The following is a 14682-nucleotide window of genomic DNA, read 5'->3' on the forward strand; positions in this document are numbered from 1 at the left end:
CGGATGATCGCCAGACAGTGCTGCCGCGACGGAGGGCATCGAGCTGCGGGTGCCGCATCGCGGGAAGCGGTTTCTGTGTTCGGGTCGAATAGGGCGCACGAGTAGCTCACCAGCGGAAGAATCGCGGCAACCGTGATGTGCGCCTCGCAATCACTTTGATGAGTGGAGATCAAGATATGAAATTTCGACCATGGCAAAAGTCCGCGCGGCGGGTCCGGTCGCGTGCCGCGCTGGTGACCGGTCTGTGCCTCATGACGGCAATCGTCCACGCGGCTCCTTCAGAAGAGCCGGCGTGGCGCCAGACAGTGCGCGCGTTCGCAGCGAGCCACTTCAAGAATCCCGCCTGGGGACTTTCGCATTCCGAGCGCGACTACGAGTTGGCCATTCAACTGGCCGCATCTGATCATGTCGCGCTCGACGACGATGTGCTTTTCGCTGCGGCGTACCTGCACGACATGGCTGCTTTCAAGCCCTGGGAGGTTGAGGGAAAAGACCACAGTGATGTTGGCGCGGTTTCGATCGACACCGTCCTGAAAGGCACCAGTTTTCCGGTCGACAGGCTGGAGGCGGTCCGCGGTGCGATCCGGACGCACATGTATTACCGCGCGCCTGTTGGCCCCGAAGCGACCTACCTTCACGATGCCGATGCGCTCGACTGGCTTGGAGCGATCGGCATCGCCAGAGTGCTGGCGCTCGCTGATACGCACGGCCAAAGTCCGACCGTTCCCGACGAGGTCGCGCTGGTCGAGAAAAACATGAAGGTCGTGCCTCCGCACATTGTCTCGTCGGCTGGTCGTTCGCAAATCGCAGCGAGAATCGCAGAGGGTGCCGAATTCTTGAAAGAATTACGTAGCGAGTCTGATGACCTTCGTTCGCTCTAGGCCGGAACCGATGAAAACGTTTAAAAAAAGTAGTCAAACAATGTTGCGTCATAGCAACTGGCTGTTTGATTTACCCTGCGAATAACACAACCGCTTACGCTCAAGCCGTTGATGCGCCTTCAGAGGTGAATAAAGTGCTTTACGCATACGATACATCGTTGCTGAGGGCGGTTCACCGAGGCGATCCAGATACATGGGAACGTCTTACCACGTCCGACTTCATGTATGTCGAGGAAGGGGTAGTCACTCGTCGAGAGCAATTCCTAAGCGAACTTGAAGATGACGGTGCGACGCCGCTCATTATTCGTAACTACGAGGTCAAAATCATCGGTGATACGGCACAAGTCTTTCATCGGGACGATGTACCGCAACGGCCTGGAAGCTTCGATGAAATCCCTTCACATCTGCTCATGACTGAGACTTGGCAGCGAATTCACGGCGAATGGAAGCTTCGTGTGGTGCATGCCGATCGCATTCGCGTGAATCCTAAGCCCGTTTCGCTCTCTTCATCACAAATCGACGAGCTGGCGGGAACCTATCGGAGTTCCGACAAAACGTACATCATTCGACGACTTGGTAATCGCGTTCTTGGAGGACAGTATGGCCAGACTCTCACAGAATTGATGGCTGAAACGCGCGATGTACTTTTTCAGCACGACGACGTATACCTGCGCCGGGTTTTTCAGCGTAGTGAAAGCGGGAAAGTCACTGGATTTATCGATAGAAGGGAGACTGACGGCCGTTTATGGAAACGTGTTGTTTCCAATTGATCTTTGTCCCGGCGGACCAAACGGCCTGAATCATTAATTTCGTGGGCAACGGCATTGCGGCGTTAGCTCGAGACGTATGTTCCCTGGCATCCGAGCGATAAAGTCGCCTGAAGATGAAGTCTTCGCCCTGGGGCTCCCTCCCGTTCGAGTGGCATGGCGCGCATCGATCCGCTACTCGTTGAGGACGGGCATTGAGCATCTCTGGCTGCAAGCGGCCACGAGCGGACGCTCGCGATCGATAGCTTTGGAGAGTTCGGTGATCAAGGCTTGATGGCAGGCCAACTTGTGGAAGACAGCGCAGCGACTGCAGAGCAATTTGCGCGGCGAGGCCGGTTTGGCCTCGCGCAACATGGTCGCCAAGCTTCCCACCCCGGTGCCATCGGCCATGGGGATAAGGCCATCGGCGGCCGGCTGCTGTCCTGTCACCCACGCCTAGGTCGTGGAAGTTCAGGGATGGCAGCGCGCCCTCAACGGGGTTTGCGGAAGCGGTAAATGATCCGGTCAGTCTTTCCGCGGACCGCCGGATCGAGCGACAGCTTCGAATGATCGTCGGCGGGGTTGCGCAGCAGATCGGACTCGGCTTCGAGCTTAAACCCCGCACGCTCGAAGTCCGCGCGGAGCACCGCTGGATCGATGCGGTGGAGCTTTCTGACGACCGCGCGTGTGTCGCCGCCGGGTGCGGCGACGTGATCAACGACGCCGACAATCCCGCCTGGCTTGGTCGCCGCGAAGATTTTGGCGAGGAACGCGTGCGGGTCCATCCGTGGAAACTGGAACTGTTCGTTCTCCCAATAGGTGTCGTGATAGACGAGGTGCATCAGCACAAAGTCGAAGCTCGCGGGGTCGAGCGTCAGATCGGCGGCGGTGCTCGAGATCAGGTGGACGTTGGGAACGCGCGAGACCAGGCCGGCAAAGTTTTGCTTGCCTGCATCGTCGAGCAGATTGGCCGGCTCCCACGCGACCACGGCACCCTTGGGACCGACCGCGCGGCCCATGATCTCGGCATAGTAGCCAACGCGCGTGAACGGGGCCGCGGTCCCTGTGAACAGGTCGAGCGCGCGGTCGCCCTGTTCAAGCCCCAGAAACTTCAGCACCTCGACGGGCTTGCGGCTTTCGTCGAGTGCGACCGCCTGGACCGGTCTCCCGGGAGCAGCGACGGCCGCCCGAACATCGGCGGGAGCGGTTTGGGCTGTCGCCATCGGCAATGGCGCGGCGACTATAAGCCAAAGCAGGAGTGGTTTCAGATTGAGCATTTGGTTTTCTCCGATGGCGGCGGTCACTGGATGACGAAAGCGCCCACCGTCTCAGTACGGTATCGTGACCTTGCAGATCTTCCCGGGCTTGACCACGCGGTCGGTTCGCCCGGCTTTTCACCCGCCGCGATTCCTTTCTGGACGCTAACGAATGGCAACTCTCGGCTGAACCCGCCGTTCGACGAGGCCGCTAGCGCGTGCACGGCAGCGCCGCGGTGAAGGCTCGCCGTCCGCTCGCCAGCTATGCATACTCCATCGTGTCGAGGTGCCGCCGCGACGTCTGGGCGTCCCAATACCTGCGCCGACACGAACCGCTGCCCCGCCGCGGCGTGCGCCGCCGCCAGCCTGCCCGTAAGGTACACGCTGACCGAGCTGCACGAGACATGGAGCAGGTCGGAACCTGCCGCGAGCAATCCGCCATCCCCGAACACAACCGCCTCGACAGCAGCGTCATCGGCGAGCATCGTCATGACGGTACCAGCCTGAGCAGCCGCGGCAAGGTCGGCGGCGACCTTCGCGCCCCGTTCGGCGAAGGGCTCGGCATTGGTCCGGTCCCGGTTCCAGACGGTAACTTGGTGGCGGGCCGCCACGAGATTGGCGGCAATACCCGAGCCCATTTTCCCGAGTTCGATGAACCCTAGTTCCATGTCCATCTCCTTATGCGTCGACCAGATTGGCAACGTGCGCGACCAGGCCGGTTTGGCCCGGCGCAACATGGTCGGCCATGGTGTGGCGATGGGGGAAGTCGCCGCCGTTTTGCGAACGGAAGGGAATTGGCTTGTCAATGAATAGCCCGGCAAGACGCAAACGCCATGCTGCCTTGATCGCGTCCACTTCCTCCGCCGTGGTGACGTGACCCGCGCCATAGACCGCGTGTGTCGGGAGCACATCCATGCCGGGGTAGAACAGCGCGCCGTGGGTGAGCGGAAAGAGGAGTTGATCGATCGGGCCGTTGATGCCGCGCGGACCATAGTCCGTAGCCGGTCCGCCCGCCATAACATTTACCAACGCCCGCTTGCCCTTCAGGATGCCGTCGCCAAAGCGATATTCGTTGGTGCCGTTCTTGTACCCGTAGGCGAAGCCAAACGCATAGACACGATCGATCCAGCCTTTAAGGATGGCCGGCAAGCCATACCACCAGAGCGGAAACTGCAGGATCACCGCATCGACAGCCAGCAGCTTCGCCTGCTCCGCGGCTACGTCCGCTGTCTGCTGACCGGTTGCATAGGCATGACCTGATTCCATGATGTACGAAAGCCGCTCAGGATTAGTCCTGCTCGGAAAGTCGTCTGCATCGAAGACGGCCTTCCAGCGCATGCCATAGAGGTCAGACAGAATGACTTCGTGCCCTTGAGCGGTAAGGGCTTCAATCGAGACATCGACCAGTTGGCGCGTCAGCGAGGTCGGCTCCGGGTGGGCGTAGACGATGAGAATTTTTTTGGCCACGGTGCGGCTCTCCAAGCGGTTTGCAATGTCTGCATCGTGGCCTTTGTTGCAGCATATGTGAAATCGATTGTGTTCTGCCTTACTATCCACGCCATGGATAATGGGCGCCTCGATCTCAATTTGCTGCTGACTCTTGAAGCCCTTCTGGCCGAGCGGAATGTGACAAAGGCGGCCGCGCGACTTCACCTCAGTCAGCCAGCAGTGAGCGCACAGTTGAGCCGCCTTCGGGAGGTGTTCGACGACCCCCTGCTTATCCCGGCCCACCGCGGGATGACGCCTACGGCCAAGGCGCTCGACCTACTCGGCCCGCTACGAGAAGCGCTAGATCAACTGCGAATTACCTTCCGTTCCCACAAAGACTTCTCGCCTTCGCGGGACAATCTGACAGTCACGGTTGCGTGCACGGACTACGTGCAGGCTGCGGTCCTGATGCCGTTCGCGGTGGCGTTGAGGGAGCGCGCGCCTGGGGTGCGCCTCGCCATTCGCCATTTGGACCCAGCGTCGATGGAGCAACACCTAAGTCGCGGCGAGATCGACTTGGCTATCGCCACGCCCGACCCCAGTCACGCGCATCTGCGAACCTGCCACCTATTCACGGAGACCTACGTCCTCATTGGTCGACGAGATCATCCATGTCTCAGGTCCGGGCTTACGGCCGAAGAGTTCGTGAAACTTGACCATGTAATTGTGTCACCGTCGGGCGGCGCCTTCACGACGCCGATCGACGAGGCGCTGGCAGCGCTTGGGCTTAGACGCCAAGTCGTTATGTCAGCAGCGTCCTTCCTCTTCGTCCCCGAGATCGTTTCATCTAGTGATCTTGTCGCCCTTGTGCCGAGGCGGCAACTACGAAGCCAGGCGGACCGACTCGTCTTGGTCGATATCCCTTGGCTTTCGGAGCAGTTCGACATCAGCTTGATTTGGCACGAACGCAGCCATGGACACGCTGGCCATCGCTGGATTCGGGATCTGTTTGTCGAGGTCGCTGCTGACGAAGGCAGGAAAGGGAACTAGCTCGCGAGCGAGGAGTGGCAACGTGGTCGCCTAAACTCCGGCAGCAAGCTAGTTGATACGAGCTGCCACTTTCCTGTGCTTTCCAATCGGTGTAAACCCGGGTCAGAGTGCACTTGGAGCGCTCTTCTCCGGAAGAAAGTAGTCCTGGAGCAGCACGATTAGCCCGTGTTATCGGGGGTAGGACACACAGGCACTCGGACTCTGTAGTTTAAATATCGGTTGTTGCCGGAATCGGGGCGCGCCACTTGGCGACATACGCCATCCTCAATGATCCCATCGGCGCTTCTTACCCGAGCGAAGCCACAATGGTTATAAGAGCAGGTCGTATCGCGAGATATATTCCCGCCGACATATATCTCAACTAAGTAATACACTGATCCAGGCCGTGCAAAGTCGCGGACGCACGCAGTAGGATGAGTATGATCAGGCCGTGGGGCGCTGAAGTCAGTTACTTGGGGGGGCGTATGGTTCATCGATCCGTCGCCGAATTCGAGCACATCGTCGTCACCGTCCACGGTATTCGAACCTTTGGGCAGTGGCAGCAACGTCTTAGCAAATTGATTAGAAAGCAAGACGGCAATATACGATGCCAAGCGTTTGTTTATGGGTATTTTTCGATATTTGCATTCCTCGTGCCACCACTGCGATGGCTTGTGACGAGGAGGTTTCGACGGCACCTCGAACAACTCTCTCTGAATCACCCGGAAGCTCGGATTGACCTAGTCGGCCACAGCTTTGGCACGCACCTAATCGGCTGGTCTCTTTGGGGGTTACGCCTGAATAAGGATCGCAGATTTGGAACGATCATCCTTGCGGGCAGTGTCTTGAAGCCTGGTTTTCCGTGGCACGAGTTGATTGCAACCGGGACCGTCAAGAACGTCATCAATGATTGCGGGATTAATGACTGGGTGTTGGTTATCAATCAGCTCGTGGTCCTGTTTACGGGCATGGCCGGCAGAGTCGGTTTCTCAGGACTGACCAGTGAAGTGTTCGTTAATCGATTCTTTGAGGGTGGGCACAGCCACTATTTCGTAAACAAGAGAGGAGAAGCGACCGATCAGTTCATGATTGACAACTGGCTTCCCGTTTTGGCTGGTGGTCGGGAAGCCGACGCGATCGACCAGCGGAGGCGCCTGACCTTCTCTGGCGGTCTTCTGGCAACCGTACTGCAGAACACTGAGCCCCTGAAACTCACCTTATACGCGATCATATTTGCGGCACCGGCTTCAGTCTATTTCTCGCTATACACGCAGAGCAAAAAGGACGAGGTTGAACTACGAAGATCTCTGATTGAGGTTAAAAAAGAACGAGAGCACGCCATTGCGGAAACCGCCAGGGCCGAACAATCGCGAAGATCGACGCTTCGAACCCTGGAATGGGCCGTGAATCAATTCACCGAGGTCAAATTTGATAGCGACGAAGTCTCTGAAGAAGCCTCTGTCTTGATCGCTGGCTTGAAACAGCGATTAGACGAAGCACACTTTTCGGGTCAAATTCGGCTTGAAGGACACGTTGGGCTTTGGTGCACGGAACCAGGGAACTACAAGGTTCCCAGACTAGCACGCCCTAATCTTTCAATTCAGAAGTGTGGCGATGACGGAGGAGCAACTCGCGAATTCGCGCTAGGCCATGGCGAAAGAATGGCGAATGCCGTGTCCTCACTGATGCAGTCCGACGGGCTCGCCGCAAAGACCGTAAATGTAATTAGTTACGGCAAGGAGAAGCCACGGAAAAAGTATCCATGTTCGACTTCGGGGGATGAATGGAAGACGTGTAAGGCTACGGCTGGCGAGTGGAACAAGGCCGCACAGGCAAACAACTATGTCGAAGTGCTGATTCTGGACGGAAGTGACGTAAAAAGGTGACGCGTGACCGGCAGTTTTACTGTTGGCGCGACAACTCGATACAACCGCACGTTGACTGGTCTCGATGACGACGCGTGACCCGCATGCTGCCGCTCGATTCGGAGTTTCGTGCGGAAGGTTCAAAGTAGACGTTTTGCAGGGCTTGCCTGAACATTCGCACCTGGCCGACAGCGAGCATTTGGTCGGGGTGATTAGTTAGCGTCATCGGGGGCGAGGGTGCCGGATCTGCTCGCTCCACACATGCTCCGGTTGGACTGCATCCACGAACTCAGTGACATGTAAGCGTTGAGTTGATTCCCGAAAGCGCCGGGGCGAGCCCTGGCGCTTTCATTCAGTGTGGCCGTTCAGCTGCACCGACTTTGAGCCTCACCTAGGACTGGATCGTCGCATCGAATAACGGCCCGGGTTGGAGAGCGCGCTGAGCTCGGCAGGTGCATCCACGCTGATCCATTTCTTAGTACCCAGTTTCCAGATCGTATCGACGGTCAAGAGGAACGCGTGCTCCTCCTCCTCACTCAGACCAACGAGCTCCCGGAAGTCGCACCGGTGACCGCGGCGCAGATTTTCCTTGCAGTGGTCATATATGCCACTTTGACGTTCCAAGAATCGCCTGCCGCAGCAGTCAGGGCTTCCACGCGTTTGGCGTAGGTTTCAACACCAATGTTCCAAAAAGGTACGGGCGACCAGAATGATCGCCCCCCCCTTTGTGCCCCCCAGGAACTGCACCCCGGGAAGCAGGCCCACCATGGGCATTTCTTCGATCACGGGAACGATCGGGGTGTCCCGGTCGCCATCCCAGATCACTGGAAAATCATGGATGCGAGGACGAGGCGTAGGGCGCTGATCGACGTTACGCGAATCCATGGCCCGAAAGACGGAATAAGCTCCATAGCGACGATCCCCAGGCATGTCCGGATGATCATAGAGACACTGAAAAAAGGACGAATACTGCTACACGGCGCTGCTTCGCTGGAGAACAGAGGGCCAACTTCGTGCGGATGAGCGGTCGGCGCATCCGGGTTCATCGCCCGCTTACCGCACCCCCCGGGGGGCGGTAGCTGTGCTCGACCAATCGGCAGACTTAGCCTGGCGTCCATCCCGCCGTTACACTGGGAACACAGATAGTGAAGGGGAGGGGGGATGCGAGCAGGAATGAAGGTCCTTGACTGGGCCGGGGCGTTCTTGGCGGGCTCGGCGCATGCCGGATGCAGTCCGGTGGCAGGCACCTGCAATACCACTAAGTTCATGGACGACATGGTCGGTGAAGTCGCTTCTTTCGACCCGGCCACAATGGCGTTTTATACAGAGCAATGACTTCACTACCCCTCTCGGACTGGATCAACGCTGCGTCCGCACCTCGCGGCGATGGTGTTTATTTTCTTGGTGCCTTCGATCGGCGTATCACCTTCTATTCCCAACAGGTGCGTGGGCTTCGCCTTGCGCATGCACTAGAAGCACACGCTTTCACTGCCAAAACGAACAAAATTGCCGTCGTTGGCGCCGGGGCCGCTGGATTGAGCTTCGCGCTCTCTGCGGCCCTACTCGGGTATGACGTCACATTGTACGATCCGGCAAATAACGCGCTTCAGCTTCAAAGTGCATCTTCACGCCTGCTGCATCCGCATATTTATGAGTGGCCAGACATTGGGTCGCTGAACGACCGGGCCGGCCTGCCGGTCTTGGATTGGAAATCCGATACGGGCGGATCCGTAAGCGGTAAGCTTCAAAACGACTTCGCGTCGGCTCTAACAAGGCTCCCACGCCTTCACTTCCATACCGAGCGCAAGCTCAGCTCTATGGAGAAAGAGGGCGCAGATTGGCGCCTTACGTTCGATCACAAGGGCACGGAGGAAAAGCGGAGATTCCAGAAGGTGATCCTCGCGATGGGATTCGGCGAGGAGTTCCCATGCGGTGACGCTGAGCCTGTCGCCTACTGGAAGCCGAGCGGAACAGGAACGAACGCGATCGAGCCGCATAGCGGTGCGAACTATCTTGTCAGCGGTAACGGGGATGGTGGTCTGACGGACACACTTTCACTCCTAGTCCAAGATTTCGAGCATGTTTCGTTCACGCACGCTTTCCTGTCGCACATCTCTTCGAATGCGTTGCGCGATGCGGCGCTCAATGCTGTTAACGCCGCGTCATTGAGTGACGACCTCGAGGCTGAATTTCACACCTTCCTTCGCCCTATCATCGACGAATATGGTGTCATTGACGCACTAAGGCGACAGCTACGGAAGGATCGTAGCCTGACCATCAACAGCGACGGACCATTGTTCGCCTTGGGCAAGGCGTCACTTCTCAATCAGTGCATGGTCTTTGCAACGCTCGAAGCGGCGAAGCTCGAAGCGGTAGGCGTGAACCATAGCAGCGGCCGCGTCACCAATGTCAAAAAGACGGCAAACGGTTTCTCGGTCACCGGGCCACAGATGAATGGCCATCCTCTTTTGGCGGATTTCGATCATGTGATTTTGCGGCACGGTCCTGATCGAGCGGCGCGCTACGCCCCCGCGAAGGCGTCCTTCGACCTATACGAGGCACATATCAAGCCGCTGCTCGAGTCCACCCCATCGCTCGCCGACCCGCCGATGCTGGACCCACAGCTGTACGATCGGTTCGAAGATCTCAAGATCGAGCAACTTGTTGATACGGCTTCGCAGGTTGGCTTACGCCAACAGCAGCAACAAGATCGATCACGTATCGTCCTTGAGATCGATGCGGCCGCACATCTTCTGGTAGAGCGAGGGTATATTTCCCTGCTTGATGTGGCCGATCAATGCGAGAGATTGACGGCGCTCGTGACGATCCATCTTGCCCTGCCGCCAAGCGCGGTGCCCGACCAGTTTGCATTTTTGCGCTTGAGCCAGGCCAGCAATGGTCGCATCCAACTGACGACGGTCGCCGACCATGCCTCCGCATGGGCAATGATCGCACCGGCGGTCGCCGTGGCATCGACCGGTGACCCTCGATACCGCGGCAAAGTGCTCGATCTGAGCTTCCTACAGGACAAGCTCGACGCCTGCTTTCTGCGTCTTCTCGACAAGTCGCTCGGGGCAATCATCTCGAGCGGGACTTGCACCAAGTTGGAAAAGATCGATGGATCTATCTGCAGCGCGGTGTCCCACACTTGGGGACACTGGACGACCACGCTTCAGGGGGCGACTGAACTTCGTTTCGATTTTCTCAGATGGTTGGCTAATATCGAACAGGGGGCAAAATCGCCGTGGAGTGGCGATCACGCGCAACTGCCGCACATGGCTGCCGCCCTGCTGTTGGTTCTTGCCGCCCATCTGGAGGAGCCGCTCACACCAGCGTCGATCGAGCGCGGCAATTTGACTTTCTCAGGAAATGCCGAGGCACTGGGCTCAGGCTGCGATACCGTCGAAAGTGGGCCGCTTACGATATGGGACCGCCCCGACCAATGGGACGTCGATGCCCTCATCCTATCCGCAAGTGCCGAGGTAGAAGTCTATTCGCCTGATGACACCCTTCTCAATGCGGGGGCCATTGGATTAGGGATGCGTAGTGCGCGACGAGTGCGACCGGCGATCATTCGCAACGACCGCGCTTGGCGCCAAAAGCTCAATGGCCCACTTGCAACTTGGAAACAAGCCGTGAAACAAGAATTCGAGGGATGGCGCCAGCGTATCCAGGACCTGGAAGACGAGGTGTCGAAATGACCTCGGCAATGTTCAGCGAGCGACTCCGTGCGTCCGCAGCGGCCTTAGACTGGCAAACATCCGCAGTGGACACTTTCACTGCGCGACAGTTTCGAGGGCATGTGGACGCGACCGAGAAGAGTTTGCCCAAGGATGCCATCGGATTGCGCTTGGGCGACTACCCTGTCCTGATCGCCTCCATCGAGCTTGGCGATCTCGACGACATACGTGCATCTCTCCGCAGCCTCCACACCCAAATGGTGATAGCCCGCTCCTACATGACCGCCGAGGAGGTCATCAACGCGCATATAATGCTAATTGCACTGCCTCCTGATCCGCTACGGGACTGGCGCGCTGCGCTCGACCTGGCTGAACGCGATGAGAATGTTTGCCGAAAATTGATCTGGATCCCTAACCCGGACGACCTCGACCAAAGCTATGCGTTATTCGTTGCCAGGACTTTCCTTGCCACGCCGTGGAAGAGTGCGCCGAGCTTCCAGAGTGCTCCTCTTGACCGTAATCAGGGACTGGTCCTGCGCACGCTAGAAAAGCATGGTCTGTCTCAGGAGACGGCGGCTCAGTGGGTCGGCCTCGCAAACCAAATCCATGACGATCCCGATAATTTGGTCGCAGCCCTTACGACGTCGCGAGAGCCATCATGATGGACGACAGCCTCTACCTTGCCAACATCCGTCTCAAGCAATTTCGGAGCTTTGCGGAGCTCAACATTGACTTGCCGGCAGAGCCGTCTGTTCTCATTGTTCATGGCAGCAATGGCCTCGGAAAATCGTCGCTCTTCGACGCGCTCGAATGGACATTGACCGACAAGATTGATCATTTTCGCGATGTTAATGGCGTAAAGAAAGTCGGCAAATATCTCTGTCGCTGGCGCAATGGAGATGGCGGCCCGACGAGCGCAGCCATGACGTTCTCCGACGGCAGCTCGATAGAACGGATGCTGTCTTCTGCCGAGGCGACGAATTCTGTACGCGGTGGGAATATCGAAAATATCGGCGCTTTCCTTAAAGCGCCAGCCTGGGATCATACGATTCAGTCCTTGCAGCATTATCTTTTGCTCACGCATTTCTTGGGCCAATCGACACTGTCGCGTCTCACTCATAGGACAGCGGCCGAGCGCTTCGAAATGCTCAAGGAAGCCGCGCAAAGTCGGGAGATCGAAGAGCTCGCCATCGCTCTGCACGGAAAAGGCAATACGATAGCTTCCAGGGCATTCTCCCGACGCATCGATCAGCTCGAAAAAGAAGTTGATCGGCTTGATGAGCTCCTCGCGCAGGAGGCTGAACTTTGGAAAGGGGCCCAGGCGCAAGGCGCGCTCGATCCTGTGAGCACAGCCACCCTTGGTCGATCACTGCTGATTGAGATCGAGGCTGCGCGTACGGAATTCACGCTAGGACCGATCTTTCAGCAAGCAACTGCCGCGATTGAACTCGGCGAGCTTACCGCGATATGGAATGATGCCCGGGCCCAGGTTCGCAATAGGGAGGCACAATTGCGCCGAGCAGAGCAGCTTGTCGAGGAGTCTGGACGCCGTACAAGGTTACTGGTCGAGGCCGATGCGGCGTTCGAAGAAACTCAGACCGAGCAGATCCGACTGGCCGCGCGATCGCAGGAGTTAGCGGCGACTCGTATTCCACAGCAGGAGGTCGCGACGCGGGCGCTAGAGATGCAGGTCACTGCTGCTGCTCGCTTCAATTCGCTCAGTTCGCTGCGTGCCGCCGTCGAACAATATCGCGAGCAACATAATGCGGTAGCGGAAGCTATGGCAAGGGCTGAGGCGGCAGATGCGGCCCTTATCGGATTCGAGAGGGGGACATTGATGCTCGACCGGCGCGGCGCGATCGTCGCGAGGCTTCGAGTGGATTCCGACCGCATCACCAGAGAACTCGTCGACGCAAACCGGCAACGGGATCAGTGCAAGCAGTGGCTTGATCGCGCTGAAGAACTGGACCAGCTGCGCCGCGCCCTCAATCGTGATCGTGACGCCTCTCCCGACATCGACCGGAATATCCGCGAGCTGGAGATCTCCGAACAAAGCGCACGGTCAAGGGAAATCAGCCAGAGACAGGTGCTTCATCAGCTGCAACAGGTTACGGGGGCGATATCGCAGGCGGTAACGACAATTGCGACTCATCTCCCGGAGGACGTGTGTCATTGCCCGGTCTGCGCGACTCATTTCGATCAGCCATCCCTATTGCGCGAACGAGCATCAGGTGCGGCAGAACGCCTGGCGCCACTCCTCGTGGCACAGGAGCAGCACGTTGTCCGCGCCACCGAAGAACGCGAAGCATTGACAGAGGAACTAGCCGAGCAGCGCGCCGTACTCGCTCGGATTAGTGACACTGAGAAGAAGGTCGTCGCCGAAGCTGCTGTGAATGCCGATCTTGCCGCCGTCTTAGGAGTAGCGGACGTGCTTGACGTCTCCGCGGTGACGCGACTGCGCGATGAGGCATTGCAGTCCGCCAATCGCCTGTCATGGCGCTTCCGACGCCTAGAACATTGGCGGCAACGCCTAAACGATGTTTCCGGTACACCGCTTGCCCAGGCACTAACCGGAGCGATCAAACGCCGGGGCGACCTTGTCCGTGCCAAGGAATCTTCCGACCGGCATGCAGGTCTCGCACGCCAGGCCGCCGAGGCGGCTCTGGCCAACGTCATCGCGCAAGAAGGGATGCTGGGATTGGACTCCGGAACGGCAGATCACGATCATCAGGACGCTTATATCGCCGGAGAAACCGCGCTCGCTCAGGCCAAAGCAGCGGCAGATCAGGCTATCAAAACGCTGACTGAGACTGACGCAGCGCTATCGGAAGCAAGGGCAAAGGATGCAAGTCTCACGGCGCGTATGGCAGACCTAACTCTTCGCATAGCAGACTACCGCAGAGCGTTTGACGAAGACCGACGTGCGTGGGGCGAGCTCGGCTTCACTGGGACACAGCCCAATCAGGTCGAGGCGAATGGCGGCAAGGCCGCTCTCGTACGTGCAATCGAGCGTCTGGACCGTGCAAAAGACATATTGCAGCAGCTCACCGATAGCGCAGCTGCATGGGCGCGGCAGGAAAGCCATCGCTCGGCTCTTGAGCGCTTACGCGAAGCAATCGACGGCGCCCCGAACAGCGATCGCGACCAAATCCGCACGGCGGCTGAGACTGTCGCCGGCACGCGTCGCCGGCTGAAGGAGGCGACGACGGAAACCAAGGCCATCGCGCGCGCGGCCAGTGCAGATATTTTAGACCAAGTAGCGGACTTCAACGCAGCCTATATCGAGCCGCTCGACGATCTGATGAAGCAGATTAATCTTGCGATCTTGTGCGACCCACGAATTGGTATCGACCTACAGGTAAAGAACAAGAAAATCGAGCAGGTTGCTTACAAGACAGGCGAAGTCCCTGAGGGAATAGGTGATATCGATCCCGCTCTTGTCCATAGCGAGGGGCAAATGGCCGCGCTTGGAGTTAGCATGCTTGCGGCGGCGAGCCTCACTTATCCTTGGTCACGCTGGCGCGCGCTGATTCTCGACGACCCCCTGCAGCATAATGATGCCATTCACGCGTCGGCCTTCGCTGACCTGATGGGCAACATCGTCCGGGATCGCCGCTATCAATTGCTGCTCTCGACACATGATGTCGCGCAGGCGGAGTTCCTCAGGCGCAAGTTCGATTCGCGCGGCATTCCATGTTCCCTGCTCAACCTTTTAGGTACCGGTCGGGAGGGAGTCGAATGGAAGCTGCACTCGCCACGCACTGCAATTCCGCATGCCGCTGCCGGATAGCAGTTCG

At 58.2% G+C, this 14682-nt stretch carries 10 protein-coding genes; 7 read left to right on the forward strand and 3 right to left on the reverse strand.

Annotated features, from left to right (window positions below):
• The first annotated feature begins 176 nt into the window (after positions 1 to 176).
• Together QMG46_RS15240 and QMG46_RS15245 are read left to right on the forward strand one after the other, a co-directional pair.
• Complete coding sequence (locus QMG46_RS15240; protein ID WP_281848681.1) at positions 177 to 881, forward strand: HD domain-containing protein; 705 nt, start codon at positions 177 to 179, stop codon at positions 879 to 881.
• 65 nt (positions 882 to 946) lie between these two features.
• On the forward strand, positions 947 to 1651 hold the full coding sequence (locus tag QMG46_RS15245; protein WP_281848682.1) for a nuclear transport factor 2 family protein: 705 nt from the start codon (positions 947 to 949) through the stop codon (positions 1649 to 1651).
• A 467-nt stretch (positions 1652 to 2118) separates the two neighbouring features.
• Here the strand turns inward: QMG46_RS15245 and QMG46_RS15250 are convergent, their stop codons facing one another.
• Genes QMG46_RS15250 through QMG46_RS15260 form a run of 3 tightly spaced genes read right to left on the reverse strand, consistent with a single transcriptional unit; the run spans position 2119 to position 4350 of the window.
• Positions 2119 to 2904 carry a class I SAM-dependent methyltransferase gene (locus QMG46_RS15250; protein ID WP_281848683.1) on the reverse strand — a complete coding sequence of 262 codons (786 nt, stop codon included), beginning with the start codon at positions 2902 to 2904 and terminating at the stop codon, positions 2119 to 2121.
• A gap of 23 nt (positions 2905 to 2927) precedes the next feature.
• Positions 2928 to 3551, reverse strand: a complete 624-nt coding sequence (locus tag QMG46_RS15255; protein WP_281848684.1) for an NAD(P)-binding domain-containing protein — start codon at positions 3549 to 3551, stop codon at positions 2928 to 2930.
• 10 nt (positions 3552 to 3561) lie between these two features.
• The gene (locus QMG46_RS15260; RefSeq protein WP_281848685.1) at positions 3562 to 4350 is read right to left on the reverse strand and encodes an NAD(P)H-dependent oxidoreductase; all 789 of its coding nucleotides are present in this window, start codon (positions 4348 to 4350) and stop codon (positions 3562 to 3564) included.
• Positions 4351 to 4407: 57 nt separating this feature from the next.
• On the opposite strand from QMG46_RS15260, the gene QMG46_RS15265 reads away from it, so the two are divergent.
• The 5 genes from QMG46_RS15265 (at position 4408) to QMG46_RS15285 (ending at position 14675) form a co-directional block, all read left to right on the forward strand.
• A complete protein-coding gene (locus QMG46_RS15265; RefSeq protein WP_281848686.1) occupies positions 4408 to 5361 on the forward strand; it encodes a LysR substrate-binding domain-containing protein in 954 nt (317 codons plus the stop codon).
• Between the two features lie 464 nt (positions 5362 to 5825).
• Positions 5826 to 7226 (forward strand): hypothetical protein, encoded by a 1401-nt coding sequence (locus QMG46_RS15270; RefSeq protein ID WP_281848687.1) that lies wholly within the window; start codon positions 5826 to 5828, stop codon positions 7224 to 7226.
• Between the two features lie 1310 nt (positions 7227 to 8536).
• Entirely contained in the window at positions 8537 to 10906 is a 2370-nt protein-coding gene (locus tag QMG46_RS15275; protein WP_281848688.1) for an ABC-three component system protein, read from the forward strand.
• Positions 10907 to 11007: 101 nt separating this feature from the next.
• The gene (locus tag QMG46_RS15280) at positions 11008 to 11547 is read left to right on the forward strand and encodes an ABC-three component system middle component 1 (RefSeq protein ID WP_281848689.1); all 540 of its coding nucleotides are present in this window, start codon (positions 11008 to 11010) and stop codon (positions 11545 to 11547) included.
• The gene (locus QMG46_RS15285; RefSeq protein WP_281848690.1) at positions 11544 to 14675 is read left to right on the forward strand and encodes an AAA family ATPase; all 3132 of its coding nucleotides are present in this window, start codon (positions 11544 to 11546) and stop codon (positions 14673 to 14675) included. The genes QMG46_RS15280 and QMG46_RS15285 overlap by 4 nt, the downstream gene beginning before the upstream one ends.
• Positions 14676 to 14682: the final 7 nt, after the last annotated feature.

It is taken from the genome of Dyella sp. GSA-30, from assembly GCF_027924605.1.
Taxonomy (GTDB): Bacteria; Pseudomonadota; Gammaproteobacteria; order Xanthomonadales; family Rhodanobacteraceae; genus GSA-30.